General features: G+C 57.1%; 18 protein-coding genes. 13 read left to right on the top strand and 5 right to left on the bottom strand.

Translation table 11 applies throughout. The features are described 5' to 3' along the window. Positions 1–135: 135 nt before the first annotated feature. Complete coding sequence (locus M7Q83_RS11290) at positions 136–369, bottom strand: hypothetical protein (RefSeq protein ID WP_298338723.1); 234 nt, start codon at positions 367–369, stop codon at positions 136–138. Positions 370–880: 511 nt separating this feature from the next. Here M7Q83_RS11290 and M7Q83_RS11285 point away from each other — a divergent pair. The 5 genes from M7Q83_RS11285 (at position 881) to M7Q83_RS14325 (ending at position 3,876) form a co-directional block, all read left to right on the top strand. After that, the gene (locus tag M7Q83_RS11285; RefSeq protein ID WP_035391934.1) at positions 881–1,138 is read left to right on the top strand and encodes a hypothetical protein; all 258 of its coding nucleotides are present in this window, start codon (positions 881–883) and stop codon (positions 1,136–1,138) included. Continuing rightward, the gene (locus M7Q83_RS11280) at positions 1,135–1,569 is read left to right on the top strand and encodes a PIN domain-containing protein (protein ID WP_298338708.1); all 435 of its coding nucleotides are present in this window, start codon (positions 1,135–1,137) and stop codon (positions 1,567–1,569) included. The genes M7Q83_RS11285 and M7Q83_RS11280 overlap by 4 nt, the downstream gene beginning before the upstream one ends. A 609-nt stretch (positions 1,570–2,178) precedes the next feature. Further along, positions 2,179–2,943, top strand: coding sequence for a hypothetical protein (locus M7Q83_RS11275; RefSeq protein WP_298338705.1), 765 nt, complete (start codon positions 2,179–2,181; stop codon positions 2,941–2,943). Between the two features lie 20 nt (positions 2,944–2,963). Next, the gene (locus tag M7Q83_RS11270; protein WP_298338702.1) at positions 2,964–3,536 is read left to right on the top strand and encodes an ISAzo13 family transposase; all 573 of its coding nucleotides are present in this window, start codon (positions 2,964–2,966) and stop codon (positions 3,534–3,536) included. Next, positions 3,424–3,876, top strand: coding sequence for a hypothetical protein (locus tag M7Q83_RS14325; RefSeq protein WP_366526407.1), 453 nt, complete (start codon positions 3,424–3,426; stop codon positions 3,874–3,876). The genes M7Q83_RS11270 and M7Q83_RS14325 overlap by 113 nt, the downstream gene beginning before the upstream one ends. Here the strand turns inward: M7Q83_RS14325 and M7Q83_RS11265 are convergent. Continuing rightward, positions 3,863–4,039: a hypothetical protein gene (locus M7Q83_RS11265; protein WP_298338699.1), complete on the bottom strand. Its 177-nt coding sequence runs from the start codon at positions 4,037–4,039 to the stop codon at positions 3,863–3,865. The two genes, M7Q83_RS14325 and M7Q83_RS11265, sit on opposite strands and share 14 nt — an antisense overlap. A 1,022-nt stretch (positions 4,040–5,061) precedes the next feature. Between M7Q83_RS11265 and M7Q83_RS11260 the strand changes: the two genes are divergently transcribed. Genes M7Q83_RS11260 through M7Q83_RS11250 form a run of 3 tightly spaced genes read left to right on the top strand, consistent with a single transcriptional unit; the run spans position 5,062 to position 8,556 of the window. Next, positions 5,062–6,414 (top strand): glutamine synthetase family protein, encoded by a 1,353-nt coding sequence (locus tag M7Q83_RS11260; protein ID WP_298338696.1) that lies wholly within the window; start codon positions 5,062–5,064, stop codon positions 6,412–6,414. After that, complete coding sequence (locus tag M7Q83_RS11255) at positions 6,411–7,784, top strand: aldehyde dehydrogenase family protein (RefSeq protein ID WP_298338693.1); 1,374 nt, start codon at positions 6,411–6,413, stop codon at positions 7,782–7,784. Before M7Q83_RS11260 ends, M7Q83_RS11255 begins: the two co-directional genes overlap by 4 nt. 7 nt (positions 7,785–7,791) lie before the next feature. Further along, positions 7,792–8,556 carry a 3-oxoacyl-ACP reductase gene (locus M7Q83_RS11250; protein WP_298338690.1) on the top strand — a complete coding sequence of 255 codons (765 nt, stop codon included), beginning with the start codon at positions 7,792–7,794 and terminating at the stop codon, positions 8,554–8,556. A 46-nt stretch (positions 8,557–8,602) separates the two neighbouring features. Here the strand turns inward: M7Q83_RS11250 and M7Q83_RS11245 are convergent, their stop codons facing one another. Beyond that, positions 8,603–9,370 (bottom strand): GntR family transcriptional regulator, encoded by a 768-nt coding sequence (locus tag M7Q83_RS11245; RefSeq protein WP_298338687.1) that lies wholly within the window; start codon positions 9,368–9,370, stop codon positions 8,603–8,605. 32 nt (positions 9,371–9,402) lie between these two features. On the opposite strand from M7Q83_RS11245, the gene M7Q83_RS11240 reads away from it, so the two are divergent. The 5 genes from M7Q83_RS11240 (at position 9,403) to M7Q83_RS11220 (ending at position 16,634) form a co-directional block, all read left to right on the top strand. Next, a complete protein-coding gene (locus M7Q83_RS11240; protein ID WP_298338684.1) occupies positions 9,403–10,338 on the top strand; it encodes a choline kinase family protein in 936 nt (311 codons plus the stop codon). A gap of 89 nt (positions 10,339–10,427) precedes the next feature. Continuing rightward, positions 10,428–11,120, top strand: coding sequence for an HAD family phosphatase (locus tag M7Q83_RS11235; protein WP_298338681.1), 693 nt, complete (start codon positions 10,428–10,430; stop codon positions 11,118–11,120). A 21-nt stretch (positions 11,121–11,141) separates the two neighbouring features. Then, positions 11,142–13,589, top strand: a complete 2,448-nt coding sequence (locus tag M7Q83_RS11230; protein ID WP_298338679.1) for an FAD-dependent oxidoreductase — start codon at positions 11,142–11,144, stop codon at positions 13,587–13,589. A gap of 198 nt (positions 13,590–13,787) precedes the next feature. After that, the gene (locus tag M7Q83_RS11225) at positions 13,788–15,308 is read left to right on the top strand and encodes an amino acid permease (protein WP_298338676.1); all 1,521 of its coding nucleotides are present in this window, start codon (positions 13,788–13,790) and stop codon (positions 15,306–15,308) included. Positions 15,309–15,383: 75 nt separating this feature from the next. Continuing rightward, positions 15,384–16,634: an FAD-dependent oxidoreductase gene (locus M7Q83_RS11220; protein ID WP_298338673.1), complete on the top strand. Its 1,251-nt coding sequence runs from the start codon at positions 15,384–15,386 to the stop codon at positions 16,632–16,634. A gap of 124 nt (positions 16,635–16,758) precedes the next feature. Here the strand turns inward: M7Q83_RS11220 and M7Q83_RS11215 are convergent, their stop codons facing one another. Both M7Q83_RS11215 and M7Q83_RS11210 read right to left on the bottom strand, forming a co-directional pair. After that, complete coding sequence (locus M7Q83_RS11215; protein WP_298338668.1) at positions 16,759–17,265, bottom strand: DUF6036 family nucleotidyltransferase; 507 nt, start codon at positions 17,263–17,265, stop codon at positions 16,759–16,761. After that, a complete protein-coding gene (locus tag M7Q83_RS11210; RefSeq protein WP_298338665.1) occupies positions 17,258–17,602 on the bottom strand; it encodes a hypothetical protein in 345 nt (114 codons plus the stop codon). The genes M7Q83_RS11215 and M7Q83_RS11210 overlap by 8 nt, the downstream gene beginning before the upstream one ends. Positions 17,603–17,709 lie beyond the last annotated feature (107 nt).

Genomic DNA, 17,709 nt, shown 5'->3' with positions numbered 1-17,709 from the left:
CCTCGGTATTGAGGGTGGGTGGGGTTGGAATCTTTCTCACAAAGCGCTCGGGGTGGGTTTCATAGGCGTCACGTAACACCTCGGCTCTTCGTTCGGTGATCACCTCGGCGTAGCCTTCGTGAACATCAGTGGGCGTCATGAGCCCAAGGCCCGTGTGATGGTGTTGTACCACTCCACACATTTATAGGTCTCCCATTCGACGGCGATCTCGTCGTCTTGAACCCCTACTGCCTTGATGAGCTCGGCCCTGTACAGGCCATTTAGGCTCTCGGACAGGGCGATCGCGCGCTCCACGCCGGTCTCCCCGAGGCTTTCGACTGGTGCGGCCGCCAGACGATCGGTGAGGTCCTCGATCTCATGGCGCAGCATGCCGCCCGCTTTGGTGAGCCGACCGTGCCTATCGAGGATGCCTCTGGCCTGGAGTCGGCGCCGCGATTGTTCTCAAACGTCGTCGCGCCACCCGTGCCTCGGCTGTATGATCTCCCGGGTGATGGTCCCGGTAGCCACAAGGGTGAGCGTGGCATCGAGCCCTCACAGCCCGGGGGCCACCGCGGCTAGGACATGAACGTCACCGCGGTGCTCACGCAACACCGTCGTCGCCAGCTAGCCCGACGCCACCGGGTTATCAAGGCGGGGCACTCTCGACCACGCCGCCGCCAACGGCCGGCCCTCGAACCGACAGCCGGCTACCGCTTCCCAAAGTAGCCCCACAGCTGCCTGAGGCTGGCAATGTCGGCCGGGCCAACGTTATGGGATAGAGCTTTGGCGGCGCCGGTCATGCGGTACCATCCCACTTAGTTGGGCATCAGCACATCGAATCAGACCGGGCCATTGACGGTCAGCCCATAAAGCGCTATACTGTGTACACAAAGGAGACACAATGGGCAAACTCAAAAGCGTCGGCGTTCGTGAATTTCGCAACAATGCAAGCACCTACCTTTCCGGCTCCGATCCGGTTGCCGTGAACAAGCACGGTCAGGTGATTGGGTTTTATATCCCGCTCGAACGTGATCAAGACGAAGTGCGTCGTGCTATTGCCAAGTTGGGCGTCACAGTAGAGAAGGTCCTCGAAGACACGGGTATGTCCGAAGAGGAGCTGGCGCAGCTGTTCGACCTCCGGCGACAGTTGCCTGAATGATTGTGGTGGTCGATACGAGCGTGCTCGCTGCGGAGCTGCTCCGCAAACGAGGACGCGATTTGTTCCGCCATCCGGAGTTACGCAGCGTCATCGCTCAAGACCAATGGGAAGAGACTCAACACGAACTACCGAAACGGGCCAAGAAGATTGTGGAGCATGGTCATTTGAGCCAAGCACAAGTCGACCTGCTGTTAAGCGACGTTGATGAACTCTTCACCAGCCGCACCATTGAAATCATTCCTTCTTCTGCCTACGAGGAGAAAAAGGAACTTGCACTTCGGCGAGTGCCACAAGATCCAAAGGATTGGGCACCTGTGGCGCTAGCCATGACCATGGATGCTGGCATCCTTACTCGCAACGGTGACTTTCTCGGATGCGGACTTCCGACGTGGACGGTAGAGACCCTGCGTCTGGAGCTTGAGAACCTGTGACCCAGGTATGCATTCTGCGCCACCCATCACTGCCAGCGCTTTTGGCGAAAAGGTCCGCCAAATTGTTACATGAGTTTGAGGTTGACTATCTAAGACATGCCTAACACCCCAAACCGTCCTGAGGTTCTAGTTTGTAAGCCAGCAAGCACGAACAACTCGCGAGGCACCAGAAAACTTTGCCTGGTAAAGCGAATGCTGAGTCACAAGACCGGATCACTCCGGGTTAACTGGAGACTCTCACTCTTACGACGGATGGAGTATCATGAACCAGGCCATATCGCTTCGAGTAGTTGTTGACTTTACGTGCGGGCGGCGGCTAATCCGAGGCTCTTGGCTGCCTCGTACAACTGCCCGTCACCAGCTACGAACACAACGTGTCTTGTCCGCCGAGCATCTCCCCAGCAGCTAAGGGTCGACGCAAGAATAACTTCCAGGTACTGAGTGCATGTCTATCATCATTATCGAAACGTTGGGAGTGGTGCTGAACTCGGCAAATGATTGAAATCCCAGTATACCAGGGAGTTTCTTGCGGGTAATGTTGGAGTGGTTATTGACAAGTATGGTTAGGTTATGAAAGGGTTCAGCTATGCGAAGCGGAACTCTATCAGAATGAGGCCAGAGCGGTACCACGCCGACGACCTGAGACGCCTTTTGCAACAACGCAAGATCGCCACCATGGACGAGTTGAAGGAGGCTCTCGGGTCAGCTGCCGATGTCACGGTGTTCCGAAAACTGGCTGGACTCGGATACCATACGAGTTATTCGCACCGCGGGCGCTACTACACCCTGGACGAGCTCGCTCACTTCGACGCACTTGGACTGTGGTCATTCCGTCAGGTCTTCTTTAGCCGTTTCGGCACGCTCGTCGCTACACTCGAAGAGCTCGTGGGGGCCGCAGAGGCCGGCTATGACGTCACAGAGGCCGAGGCTGTACTGCAGGTGGGCACCAAGGACGCCCTGGTATTGTTGGTGCGAGAGGGACGCCTCACACGGGAGAAGGTCGCCGGGCGCTTTATCTACCTATCCACAGATGTCCCCACACGTAGGGCCCAGCTCCAGGCTCGGGCCATCTACGATGCCAAGGCGGGAGCCCTTGGGCTCGGTGCAGGCTTGCGTGTCGTGCCAGACGAGCTAAAAGCTGCGATCGTAGGGTTTTCTAGCCTCTTAGACGAACAACAGCGGCGCCTTTACGCTGGCCTTGAGGCTATGAAAGTCGGACATGGTGGAGACACCCAGGTCGCAGAACTCCTGGGCATCGACCCAGGTGCCGTAGCTCGGGGTCGCCAAGAGCTGCTCTCTGGTGACATCTCTCCGGGGCGGGTGCGACGGGCCGGTGGAGGGCGGCCTTCGGCAAAAAAAGCATCCCCGAGATAATCGAGGCGATCCACACTTTGATGAAACATGACACCGCCGGCGACCCGGTGAGTGGCATCTTGTGGACCAGGCGTACCACCGAGAAGGTCGCAGACGAGCTCGCCTCTGGTGGCATCGAGGTCTGCCCCAACACCGTCGCCAAGCTCTTGAAGGAACTCGGCTATAGGCTCAGAGTGAACGCAAAGAAGCTCAACCGCCAAAAGGACCCTGGCCGCGACGTCCAGTTCGCCTACATCGCAGCCATGCGCGAGAACTTTAGCCAAGCTGGACTGCCAGTTGTGAGCATAGATGCCAAGCACCGAGAACTGGTTGGTGAGTTCAAGAACGCCGGGACTACCTGGGTAAGGGAACCCGTAGCAGTGCTCGACCACGACTTTCTCTCTGACGCCACAGGCGTCGCACTGCCCTACGGTGTCTACGACATCGACGCGAATGAAGCCTGCGTCTCGGTTGGCGCAACCCACGACACTCCTGACTTCGCTGTCGACAACCTGGCCAGGTGGTGGGTCTGCCACGGTCGCCGTCGCTATCCGGAGGCCACTGAGCTGCTCGTATTGGCCGACTCCGGGGCACAGCAACGGTGCACGATGTAGAGCCTGGAAATATGGCCTTCAACACCGCGTCTGCGACCCCTATAGCCTCACCGTCACTGTTAGCCACTACCCGAGCGGCGCCTCGCGGTGGAACCCCATTGAACATAGGGCATTCAGTGAGATAAGCAAGAACTGGGCGGGTAGGCCGCTAACCGACTACGAGACCGTCCTTAACTACATCAGCACCACCCGAACCAAGACCGGGCTCCGGGTCGACGCCCATCTTGTCCAGATCAACTACCCAACAGGTGTCAAGGTCAGCGACAAGGAGATGAAGGATCTATCGCTCCGTCCTCACGACACTCAGCCCAACCGCAACTACACCATTAGCCCCAGGTGACCAGATCCCCAAAAACGGGAAGTTGTTTTTGCGTCAGCCCTAAGTGCACAGCATCGCAACCCCGTAGGGAATGGATCTCGGCCAAGGCCCCGGCACGCCTGACCAAACTGTCGGAGACTTCCACGATGTCAATCTGCTGATAGAGCACTTCAAGATCAATCACTGCTGTGCGTAGCGCAGCCAGATCGTAGCGTCGATGTCCTGAAAGGGACCGACTTCGCTTGCGCTAACCGCACGAGTCGATGACTCTATGCTGTGTCGTCAAACTCCTAGGGGTCTCAATGTTTCGAGTTCGCGCTATCTCTGAAAAATTGTGGCGATCACGAAGCCGCCCGCTCGGGACTCTTGCAAGGTGCTGTGGAGTCACAGGACTCTCTGTTCGTCAGTCGTCGGGTGCTGCCCACTGGTTAGAGCGCTAACCATTTGGCGTCACGGGCTGCTCGAAGCTGTATGGGTTTGGTGTGGTCGTGTCGACCCACCGATGGTGGTGGATGCAACGAGGCGATATAGTCAGCGCGCAGCGTCAAAGCTGGGTGAGAAAGGAGAGCGGTCTTGGTGGGTTGGCCGCTCGTCAACGTCATCAATGCTCAAGCGAGGAACGAGTTCCTACCATGGTGATCGACATCGACTCCCATCTGCGTCCTTCAGGTAGCCAAAACAGCTCCCCTTTGCTGAGGCTCCTCTGCTGAGCCGTCTTTGTTGGGAAATGGTAACAAGAGCAGTAAAGGAGTCCGAATGATACGAGGGATCGTGCTGCGCTGGAGCTGTGGGTTCGCTGGACCCTGACGAAGGTGGAGAACGCCTCCTCGACGGAGAAGTTGCGTTGACACGTCGAGTCGTTCGCTATTGAAGGTGGGCGCGAACCGCAGTACCGTCTGGCCGAACGATCATTTGGTTTGACGCTGCCGCAATGTTGGTCGATCGAGTCAGGATCGTTCTTTTGACCCTGGTTGACGGTGAGCCTTGAGTAAGTGATGATCCAGGTCCCAAATGTATCAATGATTTCATATTGCAGCTTGACGAGTAGAGGCGTGACAGGGTAATCTATGGTCTAGATCATTTAGAGGGGGTGGTGGCGGTGAGCATCGAAGCGTACATCGTTCACGGACAAAAGGGGGTTTCGCTCCTTCCAAGCGCTTTCGCCCTACCCAACGAGTAGGTGGTCATGGTGACAAGGGAGAGGACATGCACCTAGAGGATCTCAAACGCCTCGTCGATTTGGGCGAGATCGATACGGTAGTCGTCGCTATCACCGACATGCAGGGTCGCCTCCAGGGGAAACGTTTGGACGCAGACTTCTTTCTCGATGAGACCATACGGGCTGGTACCGAAGGGTGTAGCTATTTGCTGGGTGTCGATGTGGATATGAATACCGTACCTGGTTACCAGATCACCTCCTGGGAAAAGGGGTACGGCGACTTTGTCCTCACTCCTGATCTCTCCACACTCGTTCCCACTCATTGGATCGACAAGACGGTGTTCTGTCATGCAGATCTATCCTGGATCGATGGGTCGAGCGTTGTTGAGGGTCCTCGTAACATCCTAAAAGCCCAGTTGGCTCGTGCGCAGGAACATGGTCTGTTGCTGCAGGTGGGTACCGAGCTTGAGTTTCTCCTGTTTCAGGAGAGTTTTGAGGATGCCCGTTCGCAGTCCTATCATGGTCTTACCCCGGCAAACCAATACAACGTGGACTACTCGATACTCGGGACATCACGAGTCGAACCGATTCTTGGTCGAATACGGAGGCAGATGAAGGCTGCTGGCATGGTGGTGGAGTCCGTCAAGGGCGAGTGCAACTATGGCCAGCATGAGATCGCTTTCCGTTATTCGGAGGCGCTTGCCAAAGCCGATGAACATGCTCTCTACAAGTTGGGTGCGAAGGAGATCGCTGCCCAGGAGGGGATGAGTCTGTCGTTCATGGCCAAGTTCAATGAGCGTGAGGGCAACTCGTGTCACATCCATCTGTCGGCCACCGATGATGAGGGTCGTTCACTCTTCGCAGGTGATGATGGCAAACGAATCCATGGGGCATCGGCTCTGTTTGAACACGCCATCGCTGGTTTGTCGGCGACGATGCGCGATTTTGCACTGCTCTATGCACCAAATATCAATAGCTACAAGCGCTATGTCGAGGGATCCTTCGCCCCAACGGCGATCGCGTGGGGAATGGACAATCGGACCTGCGCCCTCCGTGTCGTTGGTCATGGTCAATCGCTGCGGGTCGAGAATCGAGTGCCAGGTGGGGACGTCAACTCGTATCTGGCTATCGGCGCGATGGTGGCGGGAGTACTCTATGGAATCGACAACGAGCTTGAACTCGATCCGCCGATGCAAGGGAACGCCTATGTGGCGGATGTGGAGCGAATGCCCACCAGTCTTGGTGAGGCGATGGAGCTCTTTGCACGATCAACCATTGCTCGTTCGGCGTTCTCCGATGCGGTTGTTGAGCACTACACCAACATGGCCCAGGTCGAACTCGACGCATTCGGGCGTGCGGTGACCGATTGGGAGTTACAGAGGAGTTTTGAGAGATTATGAGCACCACGCAGGACATCATCAACCCAGCCGACTTGAGCGTCTGCGCGACGGTGCAGTTCCTTGATATCGAAGAGGTTGATGAACTCATCCACCGAGCCCACCATAGTTATTCAAGCTGGCGGGCGATCACACCACATGATCGGAGACAGCTTCTGCTCGCTTTTGCGAGCGAGGTTCGCGATCACAGCGAGGAGCTGGCTGAGGCTGAGATGCGATCAGCTGGCCACCCGATCACCTCGGCCAGAGGTGAGGCGCTCGGCGTCGCGGATGTGATCGAGTATTTTGCTGGGTTTCCAGAGCGACACTTTGGCCGCCAGATTCCGGTCGCTGGAGGAATCGATGTCACGTTTCGCGAGCCGTTGGGTGTGGTTGGCGTGATCGTGCCATGGAATTTCCCGATGCTGATCGCTTCGTGGGGATTCGCCCCGGCACTCGCCGCCGGCAATACCGTAGTTCTCAAACCGGCCGAGGCTACTCCATTGAGCGCGCTCATCCTGGAGCGCCTGGCCCTAGCCGTTGGATTCCCCGAAGGTGTTTTTCAGGTAGCGCCGGGACGTGGGGATCGCGCAGGTTGGCGGCTGGTGACCAACGAGCTCGTGAAGAAGGTCTGCTTCACGGGGTCGACGCGAGTGGGCAAGCAGATCATGGCGGGTTGTGCCGATCAGATGAAGCGAGTGACGCTTGAACTGGGCGGCAAAAGCGCCAATATCATCTTCGGTGACGCCGACGTGGAGGCTGCGGCCCAGGCGGCTCCCTTCGCCGTCTTTGACAACGCCGGACAGGATTGCTGTGCGCGATCGAGATTGCTCGTTGATCGAGCGATCTATGACGATTTTCTGCCCATCTTTCTTGAGGCGACCGCGTCGATCGTCGTTGGTGATCCGCTCGATGATCGCACACAGATGGGGCCGCTGATCTCGGCGGAGCAACTCGCCCGCGTGCAGGGGTATGTCGCCGATGCTGAGGTTATTTACCAGATGCCGAACGTCCCTGCGAAGGGTTATTACTTTGCTCCAACCGTTCTCTCGGGAGCTGACACCACCGCACCCTCTTGTCGCGAGGAGATCTTTGGACCGGTCGTCTCCATCGTCCCCTTCGACAGTGAGGCTGAGGCGCTCCAAATCGCGAACGACTCGATCTATGGACTCTCCGGATCCGTCTGGACGAGAGATCTGTCAAGGGCGTTTCGGGTCGTTCGCCAGCTCGACAGCGGGAACCTCTCCGTGAACTCCAATTCGTCAGTACGGTACTCGACGCCCTTTGGTGGGTTTAAGGGATCAGGGATCGGAAGGGAGCTCGGTCCAGATGCACTGGATGCCTTCACTGAGCTAAAAAATGTCTTCATAGCTATCGAGGAAGAGAGGGGATAGGGAGAGAATGTTACGTTTGGAGAACAAGGTCGCGGTGATCACCGGAGCGGCGAGTGGAATTGGAGCGGCGAGCGCTCGAAAGTTTGCTGTTGAGGGTGCCAAAGTCGTGGTGGTTGACTTGGATGAGGAAAAGGGCGCCGCGATCGCGTCGGAGATCGGCGGTCTCTTCATTCGCGCCGACGTTACCTCTGAGGAGGAGGTGAAGGCGATGTACGAGACAACGGTCGCCCATTTTGGCACGTTGGATGTATGTTTTAACAACGCCGGGATCTCGCCTCCTGAGGACGACTCGATCCTTGAGACGGATCTGCAAGCGTGGCGTCGTGTCCAGGACGTCAATCTCACCAGTGTCTACCTGTGCTCGAAGTATGGCATCGAGACCCTGCTTGCGCATGGAGGAGGATCGGTTATCAACACTGCCTCCTTCGTGGCCCTTGTCGGTGCGGCGACCTCCCAGATCTCCTATACCGCCTCAAAGGGTGGAGTTCTCACGATGTCGAGAGAACTGGGTGTACAGTTTGCTCGCAGTGGAGTCAGAGTCAATTCGCTGTGTCCTGGACCGGTGAATACACCGTTGCTCCAGGAACTCTTTGCCAAAGACCCAGAGCGCGCCGCTCGTCGTCTCATTCACGTTCCCACAGGTCGCTTCGCCGAACCCGAGGAGATCGCCAACGCCGTCTGTTTCCTCGCCTCAGACGAGGCATCCTTTATCACCGCTACGGCCTTTATTGTGGATGGTGGAGTCCATGCAGCCTACGTCACTCCTCTCTAGAGAGCCAGTCTCTAGAGAGCCAGTTCTGGATGAGCCAGTCACTTGCTTAGAGGTTGGAGTCCAAGCCACTCCAGAGTGTGACCTTCGTACGATCTCCTCGAAAGATATCACGCGCATACTCGACAACCCGTCCACCGAGCGAATAGGCGATCCGTTCGATCTGGAGCCCGGGTTGTGCACCTCTCAGTCCAAGCAGCTCCGCTTGGGCTCTGCTCAGGCGGACCGACTCAAGAGTCTCGAGAGCACGGGTGGGCCGCTCACCGTAGGTCTCTTCAAGAATAAGGTAGAGCGAGCCGCGAAGGTCGTGTTCGATAAGGCCCGGAAATCGCTCGGCTGGAAACCAGGACTGCTCGATCGCCACCGGCTTTTCATCCGCAAGGCGGAGTCGATCGATGCGGTAGCAGCCCGTATTAGGGGCGATCTCAAGGGTTTTCGCAAGTTCGTCGTCGGCTGGCTGCTCCACCGCAGCGAGCACCCGAGCTCCAGGGCGCAGGCCATTGTTTTTCAGCTGCTCGGTGAAGCCAGCGATTCTACTCAGATCGCAGGCGATCTTTGGACCCTGAACAAAAGTTCCTCCGCTCCTGCCGATTACCTTGACAACCAGGCCTCTGTTCTCAAGGCGAACCAGAGCATGCCTGAGCGTCATGCGAGAGACACCAAAGTGCAGGGCGAGCTCTCGCTCGGCTGGCAGACGGTCGCCGCCCTTAAGCTGTCCGCTCGAGATAGCCTCAAGGAGCAGGAGTTCGATCTGTTGGTAGGGAGGAACCGATGACTCCTGTTTGAGCGTCGGAAAGTCGGTTAGGTTCGTTCCCATGTGCATCCATCTTATCAAAATTTCGGGGGAAAATGGATCGAGATTGCAACAACGAAGTACCAGATGAGATTCGCCGAGTTCTCGACATGACTGAGGTCCAGGCCTCAGTCGGTCAGTTCATGAGTTTGGAGATTCTCTCCGGTGGGCTCACCAATGTCAACTATCTAGTCGCCGGAACGCAGGGCAAGGTGGTCGTGCGCGTTGGAGCCAAGAACGCTGGATTGCTTGCCATCGATCGAGCGAATGAGCGAGCGAACTCGATCTGCGCAGCTGAAGCTGGTGTTGGTGCTCCAGTCCTCGCCCATCGTGAAGAGCCCTCCATCCTCGTGATTGGCTATCTTGAGGGAAAGACGCTCTCTAAAGCAGACATCCAGAGCGGGGTCTACCTGGAGGGTATCGCGCAGAGTTTACGCCGTCTTCATTGCACGCGACCCTTTGTGTCGAGGTTTAACATGTTCGATATCCAGGCCCGATATCTCCATATCGTCAAAGAGCATCACTACTGGTTGCCAAAGGGCTATCTGCGTTATGCCCCCGCCTTTACCAAGTTGCAAGAGGCATTATTGGTGGCACCGGAGCCGTTGGTGCCGTGTAACAACGATCTTTTAGCGGAGAACTTTATTGAGTCAGGGGGGATAATCCGTATCATCGACTACGAGTACTCCGGCAATAACGAGGCGAGCTTTGAGCTGGGTAATATCGCGAGCGAATCCGATCTCACCGAGGCGCAGCTCGCTCAGCTCTGCTCCTCCTACTGGATGGTCGAGGACGAGGTCAAGGTTGCCCGTGCCCGTCTCTGGGCAATGGCGGCCAAGTATGGATGGACGCTTTGGGCCTCCATCCAGGACGGTGCGGGGGAGCTAGAGTTTGATTTCATCGAGTGGGGCCTGGAGAAGTACGAGCGAGTGGTGGAGGAGTTCGAATCGGAGGAGTTCTCGAAACTTCTCCAATGGGTGTCTCGCGCATGAACCAGTTGAGACTCCCGGGTGCGCAGGTTGATTGACAACCTCCAAGAGATCGCCTAGAATGGTCTAGACATTATGCCAAGGGGGGTTCGGTGCTGCTAGGCGCTCCAGTGGAGGCGGTGGTCTTTGATTTCAACGGGACACTCTCAGAGGATGAACCGCTCCTTGCAGATCTGTTTGTAGCTCTAGCCGAGGAGCAACTTTGCCTGTCGATCACGCGAGACTGGTACTTCGAGGAGCTTGTTGGACTCTCAGACCCCGAGATTGTCGAGCGATTGATGCAACGGGCGAATGTGATCGACGACAGGGAAGCGACCTTCGAATCACTTCTGGCGGCGAAGGTAGAGCGCTACTGCCAAGAGGTTCGCCGCTCCCCTCGCATTACTCCCGATGCGATCGCTTTTGTCAAGCGAATCGGGGAGTTGGTGCCGATAGTTCTTGTCAGCGGGGCCGTCCACGAGGAGGTTGATGCTGCCCTCATGGGTGCGGGATTGGAACACCTTTTCCACACCGTCGTCTGTGGTGACGACGTCGTACGTGGCAAGCCTGATCCCGAGGGGTTCGAGATCGCCTTGGTCGCCCTCGGGGTTGACGATCCGAGCCGGGTGGTGGTTTTTGAGGACTCGGTGGCGGGGCTCACGGCTGCGCAGGCCCTCGGAATGTGGACCGTCAAAGTGGGTCTGAATCAGGTCGAGGCCGCAAGGGGCCTTTACCAACACTCGATGGACCAACTCTCGCTCGTGGCGGGAGGATGGCTCATCGATGATCTTGAGAAGTGTGTTTGACTGAGTCAGAAGGGAAGAGAGATGCAGGATTTGCCTGAGTCGGCGAGGGTTGTGATCATCGGTGGCGGTGTTGGTGGTGCTAGCATCGCCTATCATCTTGCGCAGCTAGGCATGACAGATGTGGTGCTCGTCGATCGTGATGAGCTGACCAATGGGTCGACCTTTCACTCGGCAGGGTTGGTAGGTCAGCTACGAGGCTCGGTGACATTGACCAAAATGATGATGTACTCGGCCCAGCTCTACCGTGAACTGGCCAAGGACCCGGAGACGGATCCCGGCTGGGTCGAGAGTGGTGGTATTCGACTCGCCTGTACCAAGGAGCGACAGGAGGAGCTCCAGCGTCAGGTGGGCTGGGCACAGACCTTTGGACTCCCCCTCGAGGAGATCTCGGTCGCTGAGGCGAACCGGCTCTTTCCCCTCATGTCGAGCGACGGAGTGATTGGAGCCACCTTTCTTCCCACGGATGGATACCTTGACCCTTCGCAGTTGACGCAGTCCCTCGCACGGGTTGCACGAGGGAACGGAGTCCAGATCCACACCAAGACCCGAGTAACAGGTCTGTTGGTCGAGGAGGGAAGGGTGCGAGGGGTCGAGACGGATCGTGGGGTGATCCGGGCGGACAAGGTGGTCAACGCGGCGGGGATGTATGCCGCGGAGATAGGGCGGATGGCGGGGGTGAGGATACCCGTGATTCCGTTCTCGCACCAGTATCTCGTGACGACCGGATTCCGGTCCGAGGATGATCGAGTGAGACTACCCACGTTGCGAGACCCCGATCTTCTGGTCTATTTCCGTGAGGATGCAAGAGGACTGGTCATGGGCGGTTACGAACGCCACTCCAGGGCCGCCTTCTTGGATGAGCACCTGCGCGATTCGATCCCGGGTGACTTCAATGGCCGCCTCTTGGACGAGGATTGGGATCGATTCGAGGAGATCACCACCAATTCAGCTAAGCGTGTCCCGATCATGTCCGAGCTCCAGATTCGAAAGCTCATCAACGGCCCAGAGGGCTTTACCCCTGATAATGAGTTCTGTCTTGGCGAGACCGAGGTCGGTGGATTCTTCGTTGCGGCGGGCTTCTGTGCCCATGGAATCGCCGGTGCGGGAGGCATCGGGAAGGTGATGGCGGAATGGATCGTCGATGGCGAACCGAGTCTTGACCTATGGGAGATGGACATTCGACGGTTTGGTCGTCACTGGCGATCCTATGACTACACGCTGGCAAGAACGAGGGAGAACTACGAAACCTACTATGACATCCGTTATCCCAACCACGAGCGCACCTCAGCGAGGGGTCTGAAGCGCTCGCCTGCCTACTCATGGCATCGAGAGCATGGAGCGGTCTTTGGCGAGAAGTCTGGTTGGGAGCGGGTGAACTACTACTCCACGAACGAGGATCCCGCCCTTGAGCATCTTCGTCCGAAGGGTTGGGCTGGCATGAACTGGTCGACGGCGATCTCTCGTGAACACCTTGGAACGAGGGAGAGCGCGACCCTCTTTGACGAGTCCTCCTTCTCGAAGTTACGCATCGATGGACCTGGTGCTGCGCGGTATCTCAATTACCTCGCCGATAACGATGTGGCCAGGGGGCCTGGTCGCATCACCTACACCCAGCTGCTCAACTCCCACGGAGGCATTGAGGCGGATCTGACCATCACCCAACTCACCAGTGAAAGCTTTCTCCTGATCACGGGTACGGCGTTCGGGAATCACGACTTTAGTTGGTTGCGAAGCCATCTGCCAGACGATGGCAGTGTCAGGCTCACCGACGTCACCGGTAGCTACGCCTGTTACGCGCTCTGGGGTCCGAAGTCGCGGGAGATCCTCGCACCGTTGACTGATGCTGACCTTTCGAATGCCGGATTTCCCTACCTACGAGCACAGGAGATCACCGTTGGTCATGTGCCGGTCCTTGCGTTACGGGTTACCTTCGTTGGTGAGCTGGGCTGGGAGCTGTACTGCACTAGCGAGTATGGGATGAGCCTCTTCGAGACGCTTGTCGAAGCGGGCGAGCCTCATGCAATGATGGTGGGGGGTTATCGCGCCATCGATTCGCTGCGCCTCGAAAAGGCCTACCGTGTATGGGGCTCTGACGTGACTCCTGATGATGACCCAATCGAGGCTGGACTCGAGTTTTGCCTCCGTCTCGACAAACCTGGGGGATTTTTTGGGTCCGAGGGACTCGCCAAGAGGGAGTCCTCTCGGCGCCTTGTCTGCCTGGTGCTCGAGGACTCGAGGTCGGTTGCACTGGGCAATGAACCGATTCGAATGTCGGGAGCTATCATCGGGAGGGTGACCTCAGGTGGAGTAGGCTATAGCGTCGGCAAGTCGATCGCCTATGGTTATGTCCCAGTCGAGTTGGCGGAGCCAGGGAAGGCCTGCGAGGTCTTCATCTTCGGCGAGTGGATCGGTGCGCTTATCGTCGAGGCGCCTCTCGTCGACCCTCAGATGAAGAGAATTCGCAGCTAGTGTCGGAGTACTTACACAATGAAGCCTGAAGTGAGAAAGATTTAACATAAATGGTCTTTACCATATAAGTTTTCGTGCTACGATCGGTGGCATCGCGTATGGAGCGAGCAACACCTAGGGGATCAGCGTGAGGTGAACGGGGGTACCTTTCCTTCTTGGTCCTTCAGAGGTGTTCGTAGGAGTAGGGGGATAATCCGTATGACCGATCAACAACACATCGCCGATTCTCACGATTTGGCGTCCTTTGGCTATAAACAGCATCTACACCGGAGTCTGGGAACGTTCTCGTCCTTTGCGGCAGGGTACAGCTACATCTCCGTTCTCACCGGTATGTTCGAGCTGTTCGGGTTTGGCTACGCGTTCGGTGGTCCGAGGATGTTCTGGATGTGGCTGCTCGTCTGGGTGGGCCAGATGGCGGTGGCCTTCTGTTTTGCTGAACTCGCCTCGCGTTATCCCATCGCGGGTTCGGTCTATCAATGGTCAAAGCAGCTCAACGGGGCGATCGCCTCCTGGATGACCGGTTGGGTGATGCTCGTTGGCGACGTGGTGACGGTCGCTGCGGTGGCGATCGCCGAGCAGATCGTCCTCCCATCGATCTGGTCAGGCTTCGAGGTCTTCAAGAACACGACCCAGAACGCCGTGTTTCTTGGGGTTGTCGTTCTGGTGATCACCACACTGTTGAATATGTCCGGTGTCCAGATTATGTCGATCGTCAACAACATCGGCGTCGTCGCCGAACTGGTTGGTGTAGCGGTCTTTGTGGTGCTTCTGGCTTTCCACTTTCAGAGAGGCCCAGCCGTCGTCTTGCATGCAGAAGGGACTGGCCCCGGCATCCCTGGCTACTCAATCTTTGGAGGCAGTGTTGCCCTCCTGCTTGCGGTGATCATGCCGGCCTATGTCATGTATGGATTTGATACCGCCTGCACGTTAGCCGAGGAGACAAAGGATCCTCGTCGCAAGGGTCCAAAGGCGATTCTGACGGCCCTGGCCGCCTCGGGGCTGGGCGGAGCGCTTCTCCTTCTGTTCGCAATCATGGCTTCTCCAACGCTGAACCCAGCCAAGTTGGGTATCGGTGGCCTCCCCTACATCATCGAGGCCGCTCTCGGCACCACCCTTGGCAAGATCATGCTGGCAGACGTGGCGGTGGCGATCTTTGTCTGTACCCTCGCTATCCAAACGGCCACCATCCGCCTCACCTTCTCGATGGCCAGAGACAATAATCTCCCCTTTGGCAACGTACTCTCGAGGGTCTCGAAGAAGGTGAACTCGCCAATCGTGCCTTCCATTATTTCCGGTGTGGTGGCAGCACTGATTCTGATAGTCAATATTGGCAAGCCACAGATCTTTACGATCGTGACGAGCGTCGCTATTATCTTTGTCTACGTCGCCTACTTCATGGTCACCGGCTCACTGTTGTTCAAACGGGGCAAGCGCGGAATGAACCAGAAGGACAAGGACGGTCTCTTCTCGATGGGTAAGTGGGGCCCGGTCGTCAATGGGGTAGCGTTCTTCTATGGAGTGCTGATGAGCATCAACCTTATCTGGCCCCGTACCGCCATCTACGGCCCTGGTGTCGATGCATGGGGTGGAGTCATCGTCATCGGTGTCGTCGTGGTCCTGGGTTATCTCTACTATCAGACCGTGCAAAAGCGTAAGTACGAGGCCCATGGAATCGTTGCCGATCACCGTGCCGAATCGAGCAGCGAGATGGTTGACTAGGCGGGTCTGTTGATGACGGCGAGTGTGGCTATCACTTCCTCCTCGGTCGAATCTCTTGGAGAAGGGGAATAGGAGTTGGAACTGGCCAGGGATAGCGCCCTCACTATTGTCGGTGGCGGGATCATCGGATGCGCCGTTGCTTACGCCTTTGCTCAAGCCGGATACCGGGATATCCAGGTGCTAGAGCGTTCGCAGATCTGCGGTGAGACCTCGAGTCGAGCTGCAGGCCTGGTGGGACAGGTGAGAACCAATGTCGAACGTACCAAGATCGCGATGGCGTCGGTGGCGATGTTCCAGAGTCTTGAGGAGAAGACTGGAGTGACCCCGGACTGGGTGCAGAGTGGCAGCCTACGGCTCGCCCTGACGCCCGAGAGGGTCGTAGAGTTCGATCAGATGGCTCGGGTGGCCAGTGTTGCTGGCTTAGAGGTACACCGACTAAGCGTTGGCGAGGTCTCGGAGATGATACCCTTGGCAAAACCCGAGGTGGTGTTGGCCGCGCTGTGGTGTCCAACGGATGGCTACCTGCAACCGAATTCATTGGCGATGAGCTATGTGGCGGGTGCACGCCAACTCGGTGTCCGGTTCGTGACCAACTGTGAGGTCATGGGTTTTGGCGTGCGTGACGGAGCTGTGTGCTCAGTCATCACTCCGGATGGCGAGTTCGCGACTGAGCTGGTCATCAACGCGGCAGGCCCATGGGCGGGTTGGGTGGCGCGTATGGTCGGACTCGAGCTGCCGATCGTTCCTGTACGACATGAGTACTTCATCACCGGCTCGACCACAGGTTATGAAGCTGGCGTTCCGGTTCTCAGGGTTCCTGACGAGCGGATCTATATTCGTCCGGAACTCGATGGGCTGCTCTGTGGCGGTTGGGAGGCCCAGGCTTTGAGTATGAGCCCCAACGGGGTAGATGGGGGATCTCGGATGAACCCCGAGGCGGATTGGGAGGTGATGGGTGAATTCGCTAGCTCACTCACGACTCTGTTTGCTGGGGTGAGTGAGGCCGGTGTACGCAGTACGGTCGGTGGCTTTCCGGCCTTCACGCCAGACGGACGTTTTGTGATCGGTCGAGTTCCAGGGCTACACGGTTATGTGATGGCTGCGGGGTGTAATGCGCATGGGGTGTCTGGTTCAGCAGGTATCGCTGATCTTGTGCTGGAGAGTCTGAGCGAGGATCCTTCCCCGTATGTAATCTCTCTGTCGCCAGGACGCTTCACGGAGGGGCCGATCGATCCGGATGAGGCACAACTCCAAGCGCAGCGGGTCTACGAGAATTATTATGCCGTCGCTGCGGCTGCACAGGGTGGTGCTACGATCGGGCTTTGAACCGCAAAGTGCCCCTTATAACACTGTGCTCTATGAAACTAGAACGAAGTGCACTTTCAGTGTGCTAGTGACAGGAAACCAATCATGGTGCTGGGAAGCGAGGATTTGGAGGACTGAATAACTCCTATAGTAGGAGCTTTGCACGTGGCGGTAGCTCTACATGGGGGTACGCCTTCTCAAGTGCTTCGAGAGCCTCCGGAACGTCCTTAAATCCGGTAAGTGGCCATAGAACCCTTAAGTCATCCTCGTCCGCTCCCAGCCTGCTGGCGAACGCCTTCAGGAGAAACATGTACCTAGGCGATGCAACACGAACGGTTAACCATTCAGTTTCAAACAGCACTTTAGCATCTTGATCATTGCCCGGCAGGAATCCTTTGACGCCATCATTCAACCATGACTCTGGAATACCTCTGGCTATGGCGATATCCCTCGCCACCTCGTAGACGACTGTTTTTGGTTCGAAAATAGCATCGAGGTCACGGGTTAGACGCCGTGGTGAATAACACAAACTCATTGCGGAGCCGCCAACGAAGAATAGTTCGGCCTTAGTGCCACGTGATTGAAGTCCGTCAGATAGTGCGTGAAGAAGTTCTAAAACTTCCTCTGGATCGAAATATATTTCTTCATACATGCGCTAGCGCCGATCGGGGAAGAAACACTCCCCGGCTTGCAAATGCCGCTGGCGTATCCATGAAACACAGCGGGCGCAAGCCGGGAGAGTCGGTGGCAAACCACCACTCGTCCTCTACTGATCGCTTTGAGTCCAGCGCCCATGTGGGAATACGTAACTCATGGTGGAAAGCAAGATGTTCGGCTAAGCCTGCCAGCATCGCGTCAAATGCCTTATTGCCCGTGCTGTGTGGTTCAGGGGCGATCATCTGCTTTCTGTACTCATCATCAGCTGCTTCAAACTCGATGCAGAACTCCTTGACACCCCGAACCGCTTCGGGCCAACCATATCGTTCCAACGCAATGGTGATAGCTGTTGCGAGGTCGTCTGAACCGCCCCGGGTTTTACAGAGACTCGGTTAGTTGTCAATCAGGTAATTTCCTGACTGCCTTCGAGCATAGTAGA

Origin of the sequence: Ferrimicrobium sp. (assembly GCF_027364955.1) — a bacterium.
Taxonomy (GTDB): Bacteria; Actinomycetota; Acidimicrobiia; order Acidimicrobiales; family Acidimicrobiaceae; genus Ferrimicrobium.
This window is presented reverse-complemented; position numbering and strand designations above follow the sequence as displayed.

Excerpts from the sequence above, each read along its gene's own strand:
- M7Q83_RS11290 (WP_298338723.1), bottom strand. The coding sequence starts at position 369 with ATGCTGCGCCATGAGATCGAGGACCTCACCGATCGTCTGGCGGCCGCA.
- M7Q83_RS11285 (WP_035391934.1), top strand. The coding sequence starts at position 881 with ATGGGCAAACTCAAAAGCGTCGGCGTTCGTGAATTTCGCAACAATGCA.
- M7Q83_RS11280 (WP_298338708.1), top strand. The coding sequence starts at position 1,135 with ATGATTGTGGTGGTCGATACGAGCGTGCTCGCTGCGGAGCTGCTCCGC.
- M7Q83_RS11275 (WP_298338705.1), top strand. The coding sequence starts at position 2,179 with ATGAGGCCAGAGCGGTACCACGCCGACGACCTGAGACGCCTTTTGCAA.
- M7Q83_RS11270 (WP_298338702.1), top strand. The coding sequence starts at position 2,964 with ATGAAACATGACACCGCCGGCGACCCGGTGAGTGGCATCTTGTGGACC.
- M7Q83_RS11260 (WP_298338696.1), top strand. The coding sequence starts at position 5,062 with ATGCACCTAGAGGATCTCAAACGCCTCGTCGATTTGGGCGAGATCGAT.
- M7Q83_RS11255 (WP_298338693.1), top strand. The coding sequence starts at position 6,411 with ATGAGCACCACGCAGGACATCATCAACCCAGCCGACTTGAGCGTCTGC.
- M7Q83_RS11250 (WP_298338690.1), top strand. The coding sequence starts at position 7,792 with ATGTTACGTTTGGAGAACAAGGTCGCGGTGATCACCGGAGCGGCGAGT.
- M7Q83_RS11245 (WP_298338687.1), bottom strand. The coding sequence starts at position 9,370 with ATGGGAACGAACCTAACCGACTTTCCGACGCTCAAACAGGAGTCATCG.
- M7Q83_RS11240 (WP_298338684.1), top strand. The coding sequence starts at position 9,403 with ATGGATCGAGATTGCAACAACGAAGTACCAGATGAGATTCGCCGAGTT.
- M7Q83_RS11230 (WP_298338679.1), top strand. The coding sequence starts at position 11,142 with ATGCAGGATTTGCCTGAGTCGGCGAGGGTTGTGATCATCGGTGGCGGT.
- M7Q83_RS11225 (WP_298338676.1), top strand. The coding sequence starts at position 13,788 with ATGACCGATCAACAACACATCGCCGATTCTCACGATTTGGCGTCCTTT.
- M7Q83_RS11215 (WP_298338668.1), bottom strand. The coding sequence starts at position 17,265 with ATGTATGAAGAAATATATTTCGATCCAGAGGAAGTTTTAGAACTTCTT.